We start from the raw sequence: 19,254 nt of genomic DNA on the forward strand, positions 1-19,254 counted from the left end.
AGGAAACTCTGCAAAACCTCCTCCGTTGTCTGGCAGGCGTCAGCCTGCCATGGCATCCTCTTTGCCCATGAAGTAATCGAGCCTTGATCTGAACCTGAGCACCAGAAGAACCCGCAAGCAGGAGTTTCTGGCCCAGATGGAACGCGTGGTCCCCTGGACTGCGCTGGTCGAGCTCATCGCCCCGTACTACCCCGAAGGCAAGAACGGCCGCCCACCCTTTGCGCTGGAGACCATGCTGCGAGTTGCATTTCATGCAGCAATGGTTCAGCTTGTCAGAGTCGGCCATGGAAGAGGCCTTCTTCGATACGCCTTTGTTGCGCGAATTTGCCCAGCTTGACGCCCATGGCCGGCTGCCCGATGAGAGCACCATCCTGCGTTTCCGCCACCGGCTGGAGCGCCATAAATTGGCCGATCAGCTCCTGGCCACCGTCAATGACCTGCTCGAGCAGCGCGGCCTGCTGCTCAGGGCCGGCACGGCAGTCGATGCCACACTGATCGCCGCACCCCGCTCCACCAAGAACAAAGCCAAGGAGCGCGACCCTGAGATGCATTCGAGCCAGAAAGGCAAGCAGTGGTATTTTGGGATGAAGGCACACATCGGCGTAGATGCTGACTCAGGGCTGGTACACACCGTGCGCGGCACCTCGGGCAATGTGGCCGACGTCACTGAAGGCAACAGCTTGCTGCATGGCGCAGAAACCGATGTCTACGGTGATGCTGGCTACCAGGGCTCGCACAAGCGAGCTGATGCTAAAGAGGGAGTCACTTGGCATGTGGCGCTGCGCCCGGGTAAGCGCAAAGCGCTGGACAAGGAAAACAATCCCATCGATGCCCTGACTGACTTGCTGGAGAAGGTCTTGGCCGGCATCCGTGCCAAGGTTGAGCATCCGTTCAGAGTGCTCAAGCGCCAAGTTGGCTACGAGAAGGTGCGCTACCGGGGATTGAAGAAGAACACGCTGCAACTCAAGACGCTGTTTGCGCTGTCAAACCTGTGGATGCTTCGCCATACGTTGATGGCGACGCAGGGGTGAGTGCGCCCAAAAACAGGGCGAGGGCTGCGAATGCGGCAGAAACGCTCCCAGCGGGGAGCGAAAAAGCATGAATTCATGCCTGCTCAGTGCAATATTGCATCCAGTGAAAAATCCAGTGCCTGTAGCACGCTCAGTTATGAGTTTTTCAGACCATTACTAACTGACTGGCATTAGGCCTTATGCCGGCTGATGCTGGTGCAAATAATCGGCCAGACTCAGCAGCGAGCTCCAAGCGCGACGCGTATCCTTGCTATCGGGCATACGGACCCGGTATTTTTTCTGAATCGCCATGGATATCTGCAAGGCATCGAGAGAATCCAAGTCCAGCCGGGACTCAGGACCAAACCACGGCTCATCATCGCGCAGGCCACCGGATGGCTCCGTTTTATCTCCGGCTGCCAGAATATGGGCCTTCAGTTCAGCGCGGAACGCCATATCTTTTTCACTCATGGGGATAAATTTTTAACTAATTAATGGGTGACTTGCCGGAACGACTGGAGCTTCAAATCAAAGACCCTGGAGCCCCAAGCAAATACGATGCCCAAGGCAATGCCGGCCCATACATCCAGCGACACATGCTGCTTGGTCGCCAGGGTCGAATACACAATGGCCAGTCCCCAAAATATCTGGAAGGACTGCCAACGCCAGCCCATGCGCACATCTGCCATCAGCCAGTACAGCCAAAAACTCGAATACACCGCAGCTGCCACATGCATCGAAGGGCAAGCATTGCCAGCCGCATCCACTTCTTTCAGAAAAGACACGCCGGGATACTGCGACCAATCGATAGGGGCCACCGGCACTGCACTGGGTAAATAATAAAAAACAGACAGTGCCAGCAAGCTCATGGCGCCAATCCAAAATCCGAAATTGACCAGCCGCAAGCGATCCGGCATCAGCGTCACCGGCAGCGAGCAGTAAATCCAAAGCGATAAATAAGGCACCAGCGCCACGGGCGCAAACCCCACCCAATCGTCCACCGCCGTGAGCGACATGACCGTCACAGGGTATGCAGGATTTTTAAGAATAAAAAAATACGCCGTAAAAAAAATCGACATGAGCACACTGGTGCCGATAAATTTAAACCAGAAATCAAACAATAAGATACTGCGCCAATTCATCACAGATGGGGCATTGAAATCAGAAGGCATACGGGTGAGGAGAGTCGAAAAATATCGGTAAAGCACGACAGGTCCAAGCCAATGGATGGCCTGGACCTCGCCCTTGGGCCGCAGCGAAAGGCCCCTTGGGCCGCAGCGAAAGGCCCTGAGTATCCGGTAAAACCAACGTGCGCCCCGCACCTGCCCATGGCGAGGTCGCTCGGCAAGAGCACCGCCTTAAAATGCAGCCCTGCTACAGATTGCAAGCTGCGCGCCAGCAAAAATCTGCGCCTAGAAACGCGGCTACCTTTTTCAGGCGGGGGCCCTCTGCAACGACACCGGCCACAACACCGATTTCCCTTGATTTTTCACACCATGACCAACCTATCCAATACCGCAGCAATGAATACCGAACTTGAGCGCGAAGTAGCTGCACTCTTGGTTTCGGCGCTGAATCTTGAAGTGGCGCCAGAAGAGATCGAAGCCGACGCCGATTTGTATGGCGATGGCCTGGGGCTCGATTCGATCGATATTTTGGAAATTGCGCTGGTGGTCTCCAAGCAATATGGCATTCAGATGAAGACCGAAGGCGATGACAATTTTCAGATCTTCAAGTCGCTGCGCAGCCTGAGTGCCTATATCGCGGACAAGCGCACCAAATGACCCGTCTCCAGCGACTGTTGATGATGACGACCATCGCGGTCGCAGGCGCTGCGTACCTGACTTTCAACCACCTGCTGACCATCGACACGCATCCCAGCCTGTGGATGCTGGCGCTGGGAGTCACTCCGGTGACAGCGATTGCCTTGCTGGCCGCTTGGAACTCCCGCCTGCGCTGGTTTGCGCTGTCTCTTCTGGCGTTGCTGGCGCTGGCCGTGTGGGTCTATCTGGAAGATTTACGCCACCACGTCAACTGGCTGTATTTCGTCCAACATGCCGGCACCATGCTTTTGTTGGCTATCACCTTTGGCAGCACCTTGGGACAAGGCGACGCCAACGCGCTGTGCTCACGCGTCACGCGCATGATGCTGCCGGGCCCGCCTGATCTGGCCTATATGCGCTACACATGGAAAGTCACCGTAGCATGGACGGCGTACTTTGTGATCAGTGCCATCGTGTCGGTAGGCCTGTTTTTTTTCGGCCCGCTGGCCGTGTGGTCGTATTTCGCCAATCTGCTCACCCCGGTGATCGTCGGGCTGATGTTTGTCATCGAATATGCGGTGCGGGTGCGGGTGCTGCCGGACAGGCCCCACTTCAGCATTACCCAAACGATCCAAGCGTATCGAGCGTATGAACAGCGTTAAAAAGGCATGGCCCTCATGGTTTCGCTGGCTGCGGCTGTGTGCCGCATCCCTCGGCTTGGCTCTGTCTAGCCACAGCTATGCCACAGACTGGACACTGCCCGATTTGATGCATTCGCTGGCGCAGAAAAAACAGGGCAAAGCCCATTTTTTCGAGAAAAAATACATCGGCATCCTGGACAAGCCGCTGGAGTCCTCCGGCGAGTTGTCCTTTGAAGCGCCGAATCGCCTGGAAAAACGCACCCTCAAGCCACGCCCTGAGTCCATGCTGCTGGATGGCGACAAGCTGACGGTCACTTTGTACGAAAAACAACCGCTCTATCTGCGCCTGCAAGACCGCCCGGAGGTGGCGGCCTTGGTCGAAAGCATCCGAGCCACGCTCAGCGGCGATCAGGCCACGCTAGAAAAAAACTACACCCTCGAATTTTCTGGCACACAAGGCAAATGGCAGCTCACGCTGACACCGGCACCCAAAGCCTTGGCCAAAGTCGTGCGCCAAATTCACATTGGCGGCGCCGATGCCAACATCAAGACCATCGCCTTTGATCAGGCCGATGGTGACCGTGTCGAAATGACCATCTCCACGGCGGTCGCTGCGCCGTGATGGGCTCTGCAGTGCCGCCCACGAGGCCGCGCGCATGGCGCCCTGGTTTTTTCTTGCTGTTCCAACTGGCACTCCATGCAGCTGCGCTGTGGCTGCTCGTCATCTCTCCGCAAAAATGGGGGATGGCGTTGGCCACCGTTGTGGCCAGTCAGCTGATGCTGATGGCAGCGGGCTTGTGGCCACGCAGCACCTGCCTGGGCGCGAACCTGGTGCGCCTGCCTGCGGCTGCGGTGCAACGAGGCGAAGTGGCCGTCACCATCGATGACGGCCCCGACCCCGAGGTCACCCCGCAGGTGCTGGCCATTCTGGCGCAGCACGGTGTCCACGCTACTTTTTTCTGTATTGGCACGCGCGCTGCAGCGCATCCGGAACTGTGCCACTGCATCGTGGCAGCAGGGCACCGCATTGAAAACCACGGTGCACGCCACCCCACGCTGCTATCGCTCTCGGGACCCCCAGGCTGGCGCCGCGAAATTTCAGAGGGGCAACAGATTTTGCAGCGCATCACCGGCCAGACACCCCGCTTCTATCGCGCTGTTGCAGGTCTGCGCAATCCCTTTCTCGCTCCAGTACTGCATCACGCAGGCCTACAACTGACCAGTTGGACCCGCCGTGGTTTCGATACGCGGGAGCGGGATCCTGAAAAAGTCTTGCAGCGCTTAACCCACTCACTCACCGCGGGGGACATCTTGTTGTTACACGATGGCAATACAGCACGCACATCGGTGGGCGAAGCGGTCATTGTGTCGGTGCTGCCCAAGTTGCTGGAGGCCATCCGCAGCCGTGGACTGACCCCGATCACGCTAAACGACGCACTACCTGTCAAGTAGAATTTCAGCGTTTCGCAATGTGAATTTTCCGTGTCTCCCTTACTAATAAAAACCTTCACAACGACCACTGCATTGGGGCGCGGCATTGCGGGCACGCTGGATGCCCTGCGTGCGCAGCGCAGCGGTCTGCGCGAACGCGCATGGGAAACAGTGGATATCACCACCTGTCTGGGCGAAGTGGACAGCTTGGACGACGTGGCTCTGCGCACCGATATGCAGGATTTCGACTGCCGCAACAACCGCTTGGCCCAACTTGCGCTGGAGCAGGATGATTTCATGCCAAGCGTGCAAGACGCCGCCGAGCGCTATGGCAGAAAACGTATCGGCGTATTTTTGGGCAGTAGCACCTCCGGCATTCTGAGTTCAGAGCAAGCCTATCGCCAACGCGACCCTATCAGCGGCGCCCTGCCGGCCAACTACAGTTACCAACACACCCACAGCATGTTCTCCGTGGCGGATTTCGTGCGCCACTACGCCGATCTGCAAGGCCCGGCGTATGTGGTCTCGACCGCCTGTTCATCCAGCGCCAAAGTCTTTGGCATCGCCCAGCGCATGATTCACTGCGGGCTGATCGATGCCGCCGTAGTCGGCGGCGTGGACTCCCTGTGCCTGACCACGCTCTACGGCTTCAACTCACTGCAATTGATCTCCAGCCGCCCCTGTATGCCCTTTGATAGTCAGCGCGACGGCATCTCCATTGGCGAAGGCGCCGCTTTCATCTTGCTGGAACGCGCCGACCATGCCCAGGTGGATGACATCTTGCTCAGCGGCGTGGGCGAGTCCAGCGACGCCCACCATATGTCAGCACCCCATCCCCAGGGACTGGGGGCGCGCCTTGCCATGCAGGCTGCTCTGGACATGGCGCGCCTGCAACCAGAATCAATTGGCTATATCAACCTGCACGGCACCGCGACGCCCAGCAACGATGCCGCCGAAGATACGGGCGTGACCTCGGTCTTTGGTCACACCACGCCTTGCAGCTCCACCAAGGGCCACACGGGCCACACGCTGGGAGCTGCTGGCGGCATAGAGGCCGTGGTATGCGCCCTAGCGCTGCACCATAATTTTTTGCCCGGCGGCGTTGGCACCGTCACGCTCGATCCGCGCCTACATTGCAATTACCTTCTGGCAAACCAGGAACGGGCCATTACCCACGCCCTGAGCAACTCTTTTGGCTTTGGCGGCAGCAATTGCAGTTTGTTGTTCTCCCGGAAAAGGGCGTGAAGATCGACCGCGCCTGGATTCAGCGCCACATTCCACACCAGGGAAGCATGTGCCTGCTCGAAGCCGTCAGGTACTGGGACGACACCGAAATTCAGTGCTACGCCCACAGCCACAGAGCGCTCGACAACCCACTGCGCAATGCACACGGCCTGCCCATCAGCGCTGGCATTGAATATGCAGCGCAGGCCATGGCCGTGCATGGCGCCCTGCTGGCACCGCCCCATCAACTGCCGCAAGTAGGCTATCTCACGAGTGTGCGCAACGTGCAATGGTCGGCGTCCCGGCTGGACGATACAGGGGCCGAAATCACCGTGCAGGCCAGCCGCATCTCGGGTAATGAGGTGAGCCTGCTGTACGACTTCCGTGTTCTGTGCCATGAGCGCCTGCTGCTGTGTGGCCGCGCTGGCGTGATGACCCAACCTCCGGCAGCCACCAAGATCATCCTTGCTGTGCTATGAAGACGCTCCCTCTTTTACCCGGGGCCCTTACTACCCAGGCCATCGCCTATCGCCAGCAGCACCCAGTGAGTCAGGCTGAATTTTTAGGCGACATCTTTGCGCTGGCGGCACGCCTGCCCCAGACCGGGCATGTATTCAACCTGTGCAAGGACCGCTACTGGTTCTCCGTAGCCTTGTTTGCTGCCATCAGTCGCGGCATGGTGAGCCTGTTGCAAAACTCCACAGCCTCAGAAAACATGACTGCGCTGTTCAGCGATTTTCCTGATGCCGTCTGCCTGGGCGAGCAGACCACACCGATGCTGGCGCAGATGCCCTACGTGGTGGTTCCGCACGCCACCCTACCGGCAGCGGGCACAGATCCAGAGATGCCGCAGATCCCCTGCCATCAGCAAATCGTCCGCATCTTCACCTCCGGCTCCACCGGCAAGCCACAAGGCCACAGCATGAGCTTCGGGCGTATGCACCACTGCGCCATAGCGGAGGCAGAACGCCTGTGGGACGTGGCTGGCGGCCCCTGCTCGGTGCTGGGCACCGTATCACCCCAGCATATGTTTGGCCTGGAGGCCACCGTGCTGCTGCCGATCTTTGGGGGCGGTCAGTTCAGCGCACGGCAGCCCTTTTTTCCGGCCGATGTGGCCAGTGCTTTGGCAGAGATGCCCGAGCCCCGTCTGCTGGTTTCGACTCCCTTTCACCTGCGCAAGTTGATGGATGCGCAGATCAGCTTGCCACGTGTCAGCGCCATACTCTCGGCCACAGCGCCGCTGTCACAGGAGTTGGCGCAAGAAGTCGAAGCCCAGTTGAATGCGCCTATGGTGGAAATCTACGGCTCTACCGAAACCGGCGCGCTGGCGACCCGGCGTCCAGCCCAGGACGCCGAATGGACGACCTATTCCGGCATTGCGCTGGAACAGGATCAAGATCAGCAGACCCAAGCCCATGCCAAGCACTTTGATGCGCCACAAACGCTTAACGATGCCGTGGAGCTGCTCAGCCCAACCCGTTTTCGCCTGCAAGGCCGCAACTCCGACATGATCAATATCGTCGGCAAACGCAACTCGCTGGCTTTTCTCAACCAGCTTTTGCTTAACCTGCCTGGCGTGAAAGACGGCGTTTTTTGCACACACGACATCAGCACGGCTGACGAAACTGCCCGCCTAGCCGCCTTCATCGTGGCACCAACACGGACGGGCACCGACATCCTGGCGGCCCTGCGCCAGCATGTCGATCCGGTATTTTTGCCCCGCCCGCTGGTTTTCGTGGAGTCCCTGCCGCGCGACGCCAATGGAAAACTGCCAGCTTCCGCGCTGGCCGCACTGCGCGCCACCCACCTTGCCCCGAGAGTCTGAGATGCCCGTCGTACACCTGCCCTTTGCAGCAGACCATCCCGTGTTTGCGGGCCATTTTCCGGGGCAGCCGATTGTGCCCGGCGTGCTGTTGCTAGATTGGGCGCAAGCCGCCATCGAAGCGCAACTGGGTCAATCCGTCGCAGCGCTGTCCGAGGCCAAATTCCACAGCCCAGCGACTCCTGCCGATACGCTGGAACTTGACTTCGAAATCAGCACCACCGCGGTGCGTTTTGAAATCCGTAGCACCGCACGCAGAATTGCCAGTGGTCGCTTTCCATTGCCTTCCAGTTCGCCCGCATGAGCGAATCCAGCAGAACGCAGGCGCTGGACGACAAGCCGCAATGGATGCAGCGCAAGGAGCGCGGCAGTTTTTTCCTGCTCCAGCTGATGCGCCGCATTTCCCTGGCTTTTGGGCGCCGCCTGTCACGCCCCGTGGTCTATGGCATAGCCCTGTATTTTTTGTTGGCCGCGCCTGCTGTACGCAAGACCTCGCGCAGTTACCTGAAGCGGGTCTTGCAGCGCCGCGCCACCTGGGGCGATTTGTACCGGCATATCCTGGCGTTTGCCAGCACCATCCATGACCGCTTCTACCTGCTCAACGACCAAGCGGATCTGTTTAACATCCAAGTATTTGGTGCAGGACCGATCGCGGAGCACCATGAAAAGGGCCAAGGCCTATTGCTGTTTGGTGCGCACATGGGCAGCTTTGAAGTCTTGCTCGCGCATAGCCGCAACAACCATTTCAACTCCTGCGTAGCGATGTACCCAGAAAATGCCCGCCAACTCAACCGCGCGCTGGCCGCCATCAATCCCCAAGCCATCGCCGACATCATCCCCCTGGGCCAGATCGACTCCATGCTTGCCATCCACCACAAACTGAACCACAGCGCCATGGTCGGCGTCCTGGCCGACCGCGCTGCCGGGCCAGACCAATACCTCAGTCTGCCGTTTTTGGGGGCACCTGCACGTTTCCCGACCGGCCCCTTTCGCATGGCCGCCATGCTGGGGCAGCCCGTCTATTTCATGACAGGGCGCTATTGCGGTGGCAATCGCTATGAGGTGCACTTTGAGCCGTTGGCCGATTTCACCGGAGTCGCGCGCAGCCAACGCGACACAGCGGTGCGTGACGCCTTGCAGCAATACGTCGCCACACTGGAGCGGCACTGCAAGGCAGCGCCCTACAACTGGTTCAATTTTTTCGATTTCTGGGAACCGGCCACATGACCCCAAAACACCGTGCACTGCCGGTGGCCCTCTGGCTTGCCGGCATGCTGGCCTGCCTTTTTGTCATCGTGCAAACCCACTTTGTGGCGGATTTGTCGGCCTTCATGCCGCGCACGCCCAATGCACGCCAGCAACTGCTGATCGACCAGCTGCACGATGGCGCTGTGGCGCGATTGATGATGATGGGCATTGAAGGGGGTGACGCGGCCGAACGCGCGCGCCTGTCCCGCGCTCTGGCCCAAGAGCTGCAAAAAACCGAGCTATTTGTGGCCGTGCAAAACGGACAAGAAGAAACCCAGGAGCACGACCGGGCCTATTTCTTCGACAACCGCTACCTGCTCAGCCCGGCGGTCACTCCCGAGCACTTTGAAGTACAAGGCCTGCACGCAGCCATCAGCAGTTCCATCGACGCGCTTTCTGGCGACGCAGGAATGAGCCTCAAGCGCCTGTTTCCACGCGATCCCACCGGCGAAACCCTGAACCTGCTGGAGCAGTTTTCTGGCCTGAACCAACCGCAGACGGTGGACGGTGCCTGGGCCTCGCGCGACGGCCAACGCGCCTTGCTGCTGGCCTTTACCCGCGCGGCCGGGTCGGACACCGACGCACAAGCCCAGGCGGTAGACACAACACGCGCCCTCTTTAACATGCTGCCGGGACGCAGTGCAGATGCCCGTCTGGTACTGAGCGGCGCGGGCGTGTCCTCGGCAGCCTCGCGCAGCACCATTCAAAAAGAAGTCGGGCGCCTTGCCACCACCAGCTTGGTGCTGGTGGTCTGCCTGCTGCTAGCGGTGTACCGCTCACCGACGCTATTGGTGTTGAGTCTGCTACCCGTGCTGGCGGGGGTGGCGGTCGGCATTGCCGCCGTGAGCCTGGCCTTTGGTCAGGTACACGGCCTGACGCTGGGCTTTGGCACCACCTTGATCGGTGAAGCGGTGGATTTCTCCATCTACTTCTTCATCAACCGCAGCACCCAGCAGGCTTCCAGCAACTTTTGGCGCACCATCTGGCTGGGCGTGCTGACCTCCATTGCCGGCTTTGCGGCCCTCTTGAGCTCCAGCTTTCCCGGCCTGGCCCAGTTGGGTCTGTATTCCATCAGCGGCCTGATCGCCGCCGTACTCGTCACCCGCTACGTGCTGCCGGCGCTGACGCCGCAGCGCTTGACCCTGCGTGATCTCAGCCAGATGGCTACCCAACTGGACGATGGCATCGGACGCGCCGCCACGCTGCGCTGGCCGGCAGCGGTGCTGGCGCTGGCGGCTTGCGGCTCGGTGCTGCTACACAACGGCAGCATCTGGAACAGCCAGCTCTCTGGCCTCAATCCCATTCCGAAGTCTGAACAACAAGCAGACGAGCAACTGCGCGCCGATCTGGGCGGGGCCGATACGCGCTACATCATGGCGCTAACAGCGCCGGATCAGGAGGCCGCACTGCAACAAGCCGAGCGCGCTGGCGCCGTGCTGCAAGAGTTGGTGAAACAGAAAATGCTCGCCGGGTTCAACTCACCCGCCACGGTGCTGCCCAGCATGGCGCTGCAACGTGCCAGACAAGCCGCCTTGCCCGACGTGGCACAGGCACCTGTTCGATTACAGCAAGCCCTGCACGGCTTGCCCGTCCGGGCCGAGCGCCTGGATGGGTTTCTGACCGACCTCCAAACGGCACGCCAACGCCCGCCGTTACTGCGCAAGGATCTGGACGGCACCTCCGCCGTGCTGATGGTGGACGCCATGCTGATTCCACGCGCGGCTGACTACCTGGTGCTGATGCCCTTGCGCCCCATGGCCAATGGCCCGTGGGCAGACCACATTCCGCTAGACGTAGTGCATGGCGCACTGCGCGCCAAGGGTCTGAGCAATGCCGTAGTGATCGACATGCTGGAAGAATCCAGCAGCCTGTTTGATGGTTACCGCCATGAAGCCCTGTGGCTTGCGGGCTTGGGCTGTCTGTGCATTCTGGCGCTGTTGATGGTGTCGCTCCGCTCCTGGCTGCGCACCCTCCGGGTGGTTGCGCCAGTGGCTTGTGCCGTGGTGTGCGTGACGGCAGCCCTCCTGCTCCAAGGCACCCAACTCACCATCCTGCATCTGGTGGGCTTGCTGCTGGTGGTGGCCGTCGGGTCCAACTACGCCCTGTTCTTTGACCGGGGCGCACAAACCGGCAGTATCCACTACCGCCAGCAGACACAAGTTTCTCTGGTCGTTGCGAACCTGACTTCCGTGGGCAGTTTTGGCGTCCTGGGTCTGTCCAAAGTCCCAGTGCTGGCTGCCATCGGCAGCACCGTGGCACCGGGTGCCTTTCTGGCCTTGGTCTTTGCAGCCATCTTCACGCGGGAGCATGTGGATGCGCACACGCACTGATCTGTACGCCGTCCCCCAGCGCAGCGAGACGCTGTTGGTGCTGCTGCCCCCCGCTTTATCCAGCATTGACGACTTTGACGCGCAAGGTTTTGTCAGCGCCGTACGCCAGCGCGATCTACCGGTGGATCTGCTGCTGGCAGATGTCACGGCGCAGCAGGTGCTCAACAGCAGCGTGGTGTCTAAGCTTCATTCCGAGGTTTTACAACCCGCACGCGCCAACGGCTACCGCGCGATCTGGCTGGCCGGCATTTCCCTAGGTGCCTTCAATGCCCTGTACTGCGCCGCCAGCCACGCAGACCAGCTGGCCGGCCTTTATTTGATGGCCCCTTACACCGGCACCGGGGATGTGCTGGCGGAGATTAGGGCCGCCGGCGGCGCAGCCCAGTGGTGTCAAAAGCAGCCATCGCACCAGGATGAACGTACCTGGTGGCAATGGCTGGGCCAGGAGTCGCTGAAAGCACAGTGGCCCACCCCGGTGTATTTCGCTACGGGCGATACGGACCGATTTCTGAGCGGTCAGCGTCTGCTCGCAGATTTACTGCCCCCAGAGCGCGTTCGCCTACTTCCTGGCAGCCACCAATGGCCGACTTGGAAGACGCTGTGGGAAGACTGGCTCGATAACGGCCCACTGGCCTGCAGACCGCAACCAAGACGGTTCAGGACACTGCCGGACCAGCCAGATGACTTACAGCAACCCCTACAATAATTAACAAAACCCATCAACAAAGAGAAGACAAAAATGTCCATGGCCCACACACACAGACAATGGTTGATCGGCTTGTTGCTGGGCGCCTGCGCAATGGCGTCTGCAGTAGCGGCAGACGAAATGGATAGCCCTGTCTACAGCTGCCTGAAAGCCTGGGGCAAGCATCCTTTTGGCAAAAATCCGGAATACAAAACACTGTCCACCTCGGTCAAGGTGTTTGGCATCGGCCATGACACTGTCGATGCTGAGCCGACAAACAGTCCCGCCTTGGTACTGGTCAATCCCAGCGTCAACGTCGCAGGGGGCTCGGAGATTCAGGTGCTCAACCCTTATGGCTGGTACTGTTTTCGCACCACGGTCAGCGTGATGGGTGGCTTGACCATCAAAGCGCATTGCAAATCGCACTTGGCAACGACTTCAGGTGACGTGCTGGAGGTCGGCAATGGCGAAGGCGACAAGGGTGTCACGGTCATGGGATCGACGCAAGTGGAACGCGTTGGGTGTGATTAATCCTGCATGACAACGCAAAACATCTACTTGGACGGCGTAGGCCTGTGGGGGCCCGGCCTGACGGGCTGGGAGCAGTCCTGTGACGTGTTGACAGGGCGCCAGCCTTATGTGGCCGCGCCGACAACACTGCCTACCGTAGAAAAACTCCCCCCCGCCGAACGCCGGCGGGTGGGTGTTCCGGTAAAGCTGTCCCTGGCTATCGGCTGGGAGGCGGCACGCCATGCAGGAGCTGATTTGGCTCACTTGGCCACCGTGTTCTCCTCAACGGAAGGGGACTGTGACAACGCCCATGCCATTCTGGAAACCCTGGCATCCGACAACCGTGCCTTGTCTCCGACGCGCTTTCACAATTCGGTGCACAACGCAGCGTCCGGTTATTGGGGCATTGCCACCGGCAGCATGCAGCCCAGCACCAGCCTGAGCGCCTACGACGCCACCTTTGCTGCCGGCCTGCTGGAAGCAGTCACCCAAGCCCGCAGCAGCGGTCAACCTTGTCTTCTGCTGGCCTATGACACCGCGTTTCCGCAGCCCCTGCAAAGCCTGCGCCCCATCCCTGCCGCCATGGGCGTGGCCTTGGTCATCAACCCACACCAGACTCCGTCCACCCGTGCACTGCTCAAACTGACCCTGAGCGATGCGCCCGCAACGCACATGCCACAGGATGACTTGGAGCAATTGCGCCAAAGCATTCCAGCGGCACGCAGCCTGCCTTTGCTGGCGCTGCTGGCGCAAGCGCGCAGTGGATCGGTGGTACTGGAGTATCTGGACAAGCTACGACTGAACATCGAAGTTTGCAGCGTCACCTGACATTTGAAATAACCATGCAGATGAAACGCGCCTTGGTCACCGGTGGCAGTGGCGCCATCGGGGCTGCCATCTGCCGCCGCCTCGCCGCCGATGGCCTGCATGTGGTGATCCACGCCCACCACAATCTGGCCAGCGCCCAAAATCTGTGCGCCGAATTGCGTGACAGCGGTGGCTCGGCAGAGGCGATTCAGTTTGACGTAGCCGATGGCGACGCCACCCAGATCGCACTGGAGGCGCTGCTGGAAAGCGGGCCGATCCAGGTGCTGGTAAACAACGCTGGCATCCACGATGACGCCGTTTTTCCGGGCATGCAGCGCCAGCAATGGCGCCGCGTGATCGACGTGTCTCTGCATGGATTTTTTAACGTCACGCAGCCGCTATCGATGCCCATGATCCGTACCCGCTGGGGGCGCATCATCAGCGTGTCTTCGGTTGCTGGCATCACCGGCAACCGGGGCCAGACCAACTACGCCGCCGCCAAAGGCGCGCTGCACGCGGCCAGCAAGTCGCTGGCTTTGGAGCTGGCCACACGCGGCGTGACCGTGAATGTGGTCGCTCCCGGCGTCATCAGCTCAGACATGACCAAAGCTCTCTTTGACAAGGATGCCATTGCCAATTTGGTGCCGATGAAACGCGCTGGCAAGCCAGAAGAAGTGGCCGCGCTGGTGGGGTTTCTGGCCTCGGACAACGCGGCTTACATCACCGGCCAGGTCATCTCCGTCAATGGCGGCATGGCCTAACCTGCCCTCTTTTCCTCTTTGCATGTTGCCTCCGCACCTGAACCGCACACACCTGCGTACCGTCGATCACCCCTCTGAATTTGCCGACTGTCGTGACCAGTTTTTGACCACTCCACTGGCCAACAGTCTGTTGCGCTGGTGCTTTCCGGGCCTTTCCCGACAGGCTGTCATCGCACAGACGAAGAAACTGCTACGCACGGAAGACTTCCAGTTCGACTATGTCCAGCCGATGTTGCAGCGCGTGCTGCACGAAACCTCGCAGGGTTTGAGCATTTCCGGCCTGGACCAGCTCCCCACCGACCGTAAATTTTTATTCATCTCCAACCACCGCTGCATCGTCACCGACGCTGCGCTGGTCGCACTGAAGCTGCTGTCCAGCGGCCGAGGCACCTGCAAAGTGTGTGTGGGCGACAACCTGATGAGCACTGCCGGCGTGTCAGAACTCATGCTGCTGCTCAATGGCGTGGTGATCAAGCGCAGCGGCACCCGCCGCGATGTCTACGCCAGCGCCAAGCAGGTGTCTGCCTACTTGGCTCAGCAGATTGAAGAACAGCGTTACTCCATCTGGCTGTCGCAAAGCCCCGGACGCACCAAAAATGGCAACGACCGCACCGACCCGGCCATCATCAAGATGCTGGGCTTGGCGGGCACCGGCAACCATGCTGATTTTGAAAAACTGCACATCGTTCCTGTCGCCATTTCCTACGAATTTGAGCCCTGCGCCACCTACAAGGGGCGCGAGACGCTACTAAAACAAGAGCATGGGGCCTACCACAAGGCCCCTGGGGAAGATCTGGCACAAATCCACAGCAGCCTGACCGCCGATAAGGGCCGTGTTCACCTGGCCTTCGGCGAAGAAATCCGCCTGAATGGCTCTGCAGGGGAAGACGCCGTGCAAGAAGTCGCAGACCAAGTCGATGCGCAAATCTGGCGCCTCTATCGCTCCTGGGAAAGCAACCAGATAGCCCACGCCTTGCTGACCCCGGGCAGCCACGATCTAGACACGCCCTACGCCAAATTCTTCTTGGAAATGATCGCAAGCCAAGTTGCCGAATTGACTGCCATGGGCCTGCCCAGCGCCCCAGCGCGCGAGGCGCTGCTGCAGCTGTATGCGCAACCGGTCTTCAACGCACAGCGTGCAGCCGCACTTCAGCCGGCCTCCAGATCGCAGGGCAAGGCGTAGCCACTGAGCCTGAACCACTGCGCCAGACCACGAAAATCATCTTGCTGCTTGGCTGAAAGGCTGGCGAACGCAACCTTGGCGCGCAGCAACGCCTGCCGATCCACCGAGCGTCGAAACGCCGTCCTAAACACCACCATCAACGGCGCCAGCACTGTCGCATGGCGCTGTACGTCCGGCCCCAGCAAGGCCACGGCAGCAGTTAACTCCTCCACGCTGAATGCAGCTTGGAGGGAGTTGAAGTAATCCTCGGTAAATTGCACTGATTGCTGTAGATCATGGGCGAAGAAATGCTGGGTGCTGCGCAACTTGAGCCTCCCAAAATCCACCAGATAAAGGCGACCCTGCGGCTTCAAAACACGGCGAATCTCCTGCAGGGCGGCGCGCAAAGCAGCCTGATCCGGCAAATGGTGCAAAGACATGGTGCACATCACGCAGTCCATGCTGCCATCGGTCTGCCCCACCAAGCGTGTCATATCTCCCTGCACCAGCGCCACGTTTTCAACCTGGGCACGCGCCAAATTTTGTTGCGCACACGCCAGCATGGCAGCAGAGGCATCCACACCGATAAATTGCACGCCAAGATTAAGACTGGCAATTTGCGCCAGCTGATGGGCTGGCCCACAGGCCAGATCCAGCACGCTATCGCCCGGCTGTAGCAGAGAGGTGATCTGCAAGGCGTTGTACAAATAGAGAAATGCCAAGGCCCCGTTCGTTTCTCCCGCCGCAGAAAAAGACGTGGTTTGCGCCACGCTTTCCATGACCAAATCCGGCTCCGGCACCCTGGGCTGTGAGTGCCACGCCAATCGCTCACGCAGAAGATGGATCAGAACGGGAACAGACATAAACCTCGGTGCACTCGGGTCGATTCAGATGCTTTTTTTTCTCATCATGAGCGCCGGCAGGCGCCACAAGAACCCCAGCATCAAGCGGATATGCATCCAGGTCAGCAACAGGTTGTCGCGGCGGTAGTTGAAATGCGAGACGCCCCCTTCATGCGCTTGCAGGTACTTCACCGGCGCTGGCAAATTGATGGGCGGCACGCCCTCCCAGCACAGGCGCACCGCGGCCTCGGGGTCAAAATCGAAGCGGCGCATCCAGCGCTGGCCCTGCATCACGCGGCGCAGCGGCTCTACCGGATAGACGCGAAAACCATACAGCGAGTCACCAATCCCAGCCCATAAAGTTTCCAGATGGGCCCACCCATTCGACACCTTGCGGCCCCAGACCCGTAGCGCAGGGGCGCTGGCATCGAAGACCGGCACGCCCAGCACCATGGCCGCAGGCGTCGCCGCAGAGCACTGCATGAAGGACTCGATCAGGTTCGCCGGGTGCTGACCGTCGGAGTCCATGCACAAGGCATGGGTGAAGCCCTGCTGCGCCGCCTGATCCAGCCCATGCAGCACGGCGGCGCCTTTACCCTGGTTCTGCGGTAGCACCCACACCCGCAAACCGTCATCGCGGGCGGCCATGTCCTGTAACACGGCAGTGGTGCCATCGGTACTGCCATCCACCACCACCCACACCGGATTCCAATGCGCGCGGGCCTGGGCTACGGTCTCATAGACCTTGGCGCCGGAGTTGTAGCTGGGAATCAGCACCAGATGGTTGGTGGAAGGCAAGGTGCGTTCAATGTGCTGGATATGCATCAGTCAGGTCCGCCCGAGAGAGGGGCAATCTCGCTCTTGAAGTAGTCATGCAAGGTCAACGTGAAAGCCTTGGGGTTGGTCGGCGGATCAAAGCGCTGACCCAGGCGAATGCGAAAGTGCATCGGCATATCCGGGCGCTTGAGCCACGGCCAGCCCTTGCCCAAAAAGCGGCTGTCTTGCTCGATGATGAGGGTCTGGATCGGAACGCCCGAGCGATACGACACATACGCCGCACCAATCTGAAACTCACCCAAGGGCATCGGATCGCTGCGCGTTCCCTCAGGAAACAACAAGAGCTGGCTACCGTGGTGCAACTCGTCCACCGCCAGATTGACGGCCCCGAGAAACAGGTCATTGCGAATGTAGCCAGCCAGACGGGCGCCCGCGCCCCACAACGGGTTGCGCATCAGCGAGGCCTTGAAAATGCAGGTCACATTCGGCAAGCGGGACAACACCATCAACGCGTCCAGCAGGCCCGGATGGTTGACGGCCAAGATCAAGGGGCCGGCGCCGCGCAGGGCATCCAGCGCCGTGATGTCAAAGCGCCCCAAGCCAATGGCACCCAAGAGCCAGATATAAGCCCGAAACCCGAGCGTGGCCATCCAGCGCCCCAGCCACTGGCCCCAACGGCGCGGCAAGACCAGTCCCAGCGGCAAGGCCAGCACCGTCCACAACAAACACCCGACGCCCAGCACCACCAGCGCAAAGCGCAGCCGTGCGGCCGCAAACAGATGGCGAAAAAACAGCATCAGGCAATACTTTTCAAGCAGCGTTAGGCAGCGCTGCCAGCACGAAAGGCCAGCACCGCGTTGCTGCCGCCAAAGGCAAAAGAGTTGCTGAGGGCGGCCTGCAACGGCACATCGCGCAATCCCTCGCCCATCACATGGCGCACGCCCAGGCAGTCCTCCGCCACCTGCTCCAGATGGGCCGTGGGGGGAATTTGCTGCTTGGCCAGTGCCAGCACCGTGATCAAGGCCTCCATCGCACCGACCGCGCCCAGCGAATGGCCATGCATCGATTTGGTAGCACTCACTGCCAGCTGCGCTGCATCGGCACCGAACACCTGCCGCAGCGCACTGATTTCAATCGGATCGCCCTCCACCGTCGCTGTGCCATGGGCATTCACATAGCCGACCTGTGCTGGCACGAGTTGCGCTTCACGCAGTGCCGCCCCCATGGCGCGGGCTTGGCCTTGGGCATCCGGTCGCACCAAGTGCGCGTGGTCGCAGCTTTGCCCAAACCCGGCCAGCTCACAGTAGATGCGGGCACCACGCTGCTGCGCATGTTCCCAATCTTCGAGCACCAGCGCCGCAGCGCCCTCGCCCAACACCAAACCTTTGCGCCCTTCTTGAAAAGGCCGACAAGCGCGATAGGCCGTGTGTTCATCGCCGGACGCCACCACCCGCATGGCCTCCCAGGCGCGCATGATGGTGAACGCCAGCGGCGACTCGGAGCCGCCGGCAACGATCAAGGGCGACTCACCGCGCTGAATGCGCCGAAACGCCTCGCCAATGGAAATGGTGGAAGATGCACAGGCCACCGAATAGGTCAGGCAGGCACTGCCCAGTCCCAGGGCCATGGCGATATGGGACGCTGCAGCATTGTTCATCGCCATCGGCACCGACAACGGCGAGACACGCTGCTTGCCCAGCAGATAGATGTCGCCATAGCCCTTTTCATAGGTCAACATGCCGCCGGTGCCGGTGCCCCAGGACACGCCATAGTCGTCAGAACCCGCATCCTCGCGCGTTAGGCCGGCATCGTCCCAGGCCGAAAATGCCGCCGCCACCCCCAACTGGCTGTAGCGATCCGTCACATGCGTCATCGCAGGGCCAATCGCTTTTTTAGCATCAAACGCGGCACAGGTCACCGCCGGCTGCACTAGGCGCGAGGGCGAGGCAGGGTGCTCATACAGGCGGATGGCGGATTCGCCGCGCATGATGCGGGCAAAAAAATCGTCTGTATCGCCACCAAAGGGGCTCACCGTTCCGAGTCCTGTGACAGCGACTCTGCGGCCAAACGTCTTGCTCATGAATTACGGCGACTTCAATCAATTGGTTATTATTTCCAGCGTGACCATAATCCAGACGACGTATGGAATCTGCACACCGGAACACAAAGGCAGTGGATTCTAAGGCACACAAAATCCCGGAAAACCACTGCCAATTCCCCTGGCTGGTAGCGCATGCCAGG

General features: G+C 60.2%; 22 protein-coding genes. 16 read left to right on the top strand and 6 right to left on the bottom strand.

What is annotated here, in order from left to right; all coding sequences use genetic code 11:
- The first annotated feature begins 88 nt into the window (after window positions 1-88).
- A protein-coding gene (locus tag Q390_RS18255; protein WP_156949847.1) for an IS5 family transposase occupies window positions 89-1,031 on the top strand; the annotation gives its coding sequence in 2 pieces (ribosomal slippage) (window positions 89-244 and window positions 246-1,031; 942 coding nt in all).
- 177 nt (window positions 1,032-1,208) lie between these two features.
- Here the strand turns inward: Q390_RS18255 and Q390_RS0111215 are convergent.
- Together Q390_RS0111215 and Q390_RS0111220 are read right to left on the bottom strand one after the other, a co-directional pair.
- The gene (locus tag Q390_RS0111215; protein WP_027996146.1) at window positions 1,209-1,481 is read right to left on the bottom strand and encodes an acyl carrier protein; all 273 of its coding nucleotides are present in this window, start codon (window positions 1,479-1,481) and stop codon (window positions 1,209-1,211) included.
- 20 nt (window positions 1,482-1,501) lie between these two features.
- Window positions 1,502-2,182: a phosphatase PAP2 family protein gene (locus tag Q390_RS0111220; RefSeq protein ID WP_051603192.1), complete on the bottom strand. Its 681-nt coding sequence runs from the start codon at window positions 2,180-2,182 to the stop codon at window positions 1,502-1,504.
- 324 nt (window positions 2,183-2,506) lie between these two features.
- Here Q390_RS0111220 and Q390_RS0111225 point away from each other — a divergent pair, with 324 nt between their 5' ends.
- From Q390_RS0111225 to Q390_RS19140, 15 genes are read left to right on the top strand one after another with little or no spacing between them, the layout of a single operon-like run.
- Complete coding sequence (locus tag Q390_RS0111225) at window positions 2,507-2,794, top strand: phosphopantetheine-binding protein (protein ID WP_027996148.1); 288 nt, start codon at window positions 2,507-2,509, stop codon at window positions 2,792-2,794.
- The gene (locus Q390_RS0111230) at window positions 2,791-3,435 is read left to right on the top strand and encodes a COG4648 family protein (protein ID WP_027996149.1); all 645 of its coding nucleotides are present in this window, start codon (window positions 2,791-2,793) and stop codon (window positions 3,433-3,435) included. The genes Q390_RS0111225 and Q390_RS0111230 overlap by 4 nt, the downstream gene beginning before the upstream one ends.
- Window positions 3,422-4,036, top strand: a complete 615-nt coding sequence (locus Q390_RS18260; RefSeq protein WP_084153881.1) for a LolA-related protein — start codon at window positions 3,422-3,424, stop codon at window positions 4,034-4,036. Before Q390_RS0111230 ends, Q390_RS18260 begins: the two co-directional genes overlap by 14 nt.
- 53 nt (window positions 4,037-4,089) lie before the next feature.
- Complete coding sequence (locus Q390_RS0111240; RefSeq protein ID WP_245606907.1) at window positions 4,090-4,866, top strand: polysaccharide deacetylase family protein; 777 nt, start codon at window positions 4,090-4,092, stop codon at window positions 4,864-4,866.
- 30 nt (window positions 4,867-4,896) lie between these two features.
- Window positions 4,897-6,090, top strand: coding sequence for a beta-ketoacyl-[acyl-carrier-protein] synthase family protein (locus Q390_RS0111245; RefSeq protein ID WP_027996151.1), 1,194 nt, complete (start codon window positions 4,897-4,899; stop codon window positions 6,088-6,090).
- On the top strand, window positions 6,087-6,548 hold the full coding sequence (locus Q390_RS18265; RefSeq protein ID WP_037472808.1) for a hotdog family protein: 462 nt from the start codon (window positions 6,087-6,089) through the stop codon (window positions 6,546-6,548). Before Q390_RS0111245 ends, Q390_RS18265 begins: the two co-directional genes overlap by 4 nt.
- Window positions 6,545-7,894 carry an AMP-binding protein gene (locus Q390_RS0111255; protein ID WP_027996152.1) on the top strand — a complete coding sequence of 450 codons (1,350 nt, stop codon included), beginning with the start codon at window positions 6,545-6,547 and terminating at the stop codon, window positions 7,892-7,894. The genes Q390_RS18265 and Q390_RS0111255 overlap by 4 nt, the downstream gene beginning before the upstream one ends.
- 1 nt (window position 7,895) lies before the next feature.
- Window positions 7,896-8,195, top strand: coding sequence for a 3-hydroxyacyl-ACP dehydratase FabZ family protein (locus tag Q390_RS0111260; protein ID WP_027996153.1), 300 nt, complete (start codon window positions 7,896-7,898; stop codon window positions 8,193-8,195).
- A complete protein-coding gene (locus tag Q390_RS0111265; protein ID WP_027996154.1) occupies window positions 8,192-9,118 on the top strand; it encodes a lysophospholipid acyltransferase family protein in 927 nt (308 codons plus the stop codon). Before Q390_RS0111260 ends, Q390_RS0111265 begins: the two co-directional genes overlap by 4 nt.
- Window positions 9,115-11,469 carry an MMPL family transporter gene (locus Q390_RS0111270; RefSeq protein ID WP_027996155.1) on the top strand — a complete coding sequence of 785 codons (2,355 nt, stop codon included), beginning with the start codon at window positions 9,115-9,117 and terminating at the stop codon, window positions 11,467-11,469. Before Q390_RS0111265 ends, Q390_RS0111270 begins: the two co-directional genes overlap by 4 nt.
- Entirely contained in the window at window positions 11,453-12,175 is a 723-nt protein-coding gene (locus Q390_RS18270; protein WP_037472810.1) for an alpha/beta fold hydrolase, read from the top strand. Before Q390_RS0111270 ends, Q390_RS18270 begins: the two co-directional genes overlap by 17 nt.
- A 39-nt stretch (window positions 12,176-12,214) precedes the next feature.
- A complete protein-coding gene (locus tag Q390_RS0111280; protein WP_156949890.1) occupies window positions 12,215-12,685 on the top strand; it encodes a hypothetical protein in 471 nt (156 codons plus the stop codon).
- A 6-nt stretch (window positions 12,686-12,691) separates the two neighbouring features.
- The gene (locus Q390_RS0111285; protein WP_027996157.1) at window positions 12,692-13,492 is read left to right on the top strand and encodes a beta-ketoacyl synthase chain length factor; all 801 of its coding nucleotides are present in this window, start codon (window positions 12,692-12,694) and stop codon (window positions 13,490-13,492) included.
- Between the two features lie 20 nt (window positions 13,493-13,512).
- Window positions 13,513-14,232 carry a 3-oxoacyl-ACP reductase FabG gene (gene fabG / locus Q390_RS0111290; protein ID WP_027996158.1) on the top strand — a complete coding sequence of 240 codons (720 nt, stop codon included), beginning with the start codon at window positions 13,513-13,515 and terminating at the stop codon, window positions 14,230-14,232.
- Window positions 14,233-14,254: 22 nt separating this feature from the next.
- Window positions 14,255-15,415, top strand: coding sequence for a 1-acyl-sn-glycerol-3-phosphate acyltransferase (locus tag Q390_RS19140; RefSeq protein ID WP_051603193.1), 1,161 nt, complete (start codon window positions 14,255-14,257; stop codon window positions 15,413-15,415).
- On the opposite strand, the gene Q390_RS0111300 is transcribed toward Q390_RS19140, so the two are convergent.
- Genes Q390_RS0111300 through Q390_RS0111315 form a run of 4 tightly spaced genes read right to left on the bottom strand, consistent with a single transcriptional unit; the run spans window position 15,382 to window position 19,093 of the window.
- Window positions 15,382-16,257, bottom strand: coding sequence for a class I SAM-dependent methyltransferase (locus Q390_RS0111300; RefSeq protein WP_027996159.1), 876 nt, complete (start codon window positions 16,255-16,257; stop codon window positions 15,382-15,384). The genes Q390_RS19140 and Q390_RS0111300 overlap by 34 nt on opposite strands.
- A 24-nt stretch (window positions 16,258-16,281) precedes the next feature.
- Window positions 16,282-17,061, bottom strand: a complete 780-nt coding sequence (locus tag Q390_RS0111305) for a glycosyltransferase family 2 protein (protein ID WP_037472813.1) — start codon at window positions 17,059-17,061, stop codon at window positions 16,282-16,284.
- The gene (locus Q390_RS0111310) at window positions 17,061-17,810 is read right to left on the bottom strand and encodes a lysophospholipid acyltransferase family protein (RefSeq protein WP_027996161.1); all 750 of its coding nucleotides are present in this window, start codon (window positions 17,808-17,810) and stop codon (window positions 17,061-17,063) included. Before Q390_RS0111310 ends, Q390_RS0111305 begins: the two co-directional genes overlap by 1 nt.
- A 23-nt stretch (window positions 17,811-17,833) precedes the next feature.
- Window positions 17,834-19,093 carry a beta-ketoacyl-[acyl-carrier-protein] synthase family protein gene (locus Q390_RS0111315; protein ID WP_027996162.1) on the bottom strand — a complete coding sequence of 420 codons (1,260 nt, stop codon included), beginning with the start codon at window positions 19,091-19,093 and terminating at the stop codon, window positions 17,834-17,836.
- Between the last annotated feature and the right edge of the window lie 161 nt (window positions 19,094-19,254).

This window comes from Simplicispira psychrophila DSM 11588 (genome assembly GCF_000688255.1).
Taxonomy (GTDB): domain Bacteria; phylum Pseudomonadota; class Gammaproteobacteria; order Burkholderiales; family Burkholderiaceae_C; genus Simplicispira; species Simplicispira psychrophila.

Excerpts from the sequence above, each read along its gene's own strand:
- Q390_RS0111215 (WP_027996146.1), bottom strand. The coding sequence starts at position 1,481 with ATGAGTGAAAAAGATATGGCGTTCCGCGCTGAACTGAAGGCCCATATT.
- Q390_RS0111220 (WP_051603192.1), bottom strand. The coding sequence starts at position 2,182 with ATGCCTTCTGATTTCAATGCCCCATCTGTGATGAATTGGCGCAGTATC.
- Q390_RS0111225 (WP_027996148.1), top strand. The coding sequence starts at position 2,507 with ATGACCAACCTATCCAATACCGCAGCAATGAATACCGAACTTGAGCGC.
- Q390_RS0111230 (WP_027996149.1), top strand. The coding sequence starts at position 2,791 with ATGACCCGTCTCCAGCGACTGTTGATGATGACGACCATCGCGGTCGCA.
- Q390_RS18260 (WP_084153881.1), top strand. The coding sequence starts at position 3,422 with ATGAACAGCGTTAAAAAGGCATGGCCCTCATGGTTTCGCTGGCTGCGG.
- Q390_RS0111255 (WP_027996152.1), top strand. The coding sequence starts at position 6,545 with ATGAAGACGCTCCCTCTTTTACCCGGGGCCCTTACTACCCAGGCCATC.
- Q390_RS0111260 (WP_027996153.1), top strand. The coding sequence starts at position 7,896 with ATGCCCGTCGTACACCTGCCCTTTGCAGCAGACCATCCCGTGTTTGCG.
- Q390_RS0111265 (WP_027996154.1), top strand. The coding sequence starts at position 8,192 with ATGAGCGAATCCAGCAGAACGCAGGCGCTGGACGACAAGCCGCAATGG.
- Q390_RS0111270 (WP_027996155.1), top strand. The coding sequence starts at position 9,115 with ATGACCCCAAAACACCGTGCACTGCCGGTGGCCCTCTGGCTTGCCGGC.
- Q390_RS18270 (WP_037472810.1), top strand. The coding sequence starts at position 11,453 with ATGCGCACACGCACTGATCTGTACGCCGTCCCCCAGCGCAGCGAGACG.
- Q390_RS0111280 (WP_156949890.1), top strand. The coding sequence starts at position 12,215 with ATGGCCCACACACACAGACAATGGTTGATCGGCTTGTTGCTGGGCGCC.
- Q390_RS0111285 (WP_027996157.1), top strand. The coding sequence starts at position 12,692 with ATGACAACGCAAAACATCTACTTGGACGGCGTAGGCCTGTGGGGGCCC.
- fabG (WP_027996158.1), top strand. The coding sequence starts at position 13,513 with ATGAAACGCGCCTTGGTCACCGGTGGCAGTGGCGCCATCGGGGCTGCC.
- Q390_RS19140 (WP_051603193.1), top strand. The coding sequence starts at position 14,255 with ATGTTGCCTCCGCACCTGAACCGCACACACCTGCGTACCGTCGATCAC.
- Q390_RS0111300 (WP_027996159.1), bottom strand. The coding sequence starts at position 16,257 with ATGTCTGTTCCCGTTCTGATCCATCTTCTGCGTGAGCGATTGGCGTGG.
- Q390_RS0111305 (WP_037472813.1), bottom strand. The coding sequence starts at position 17,061 with ATGCATATCCAGCACATTGAACGCACCTTGCCTTCCACCAACCATCTG.
- Q390_RS0111310 (WP_027996161.1), bottom strand. The coding sequence starts at position 17,810 with ATGCTGTTTTTTCGCCATCTGTTTGCGGCCGCACGGCTGCGCTTTGCG.
- Q390_RS0111315 (WP_027996162.1), bottom strand. The coding sequence starts at position 19,093 with ATGAGCAAGACGTTTGGCCGCAGAGTCGCTGTCACAGGACTCGGAACG.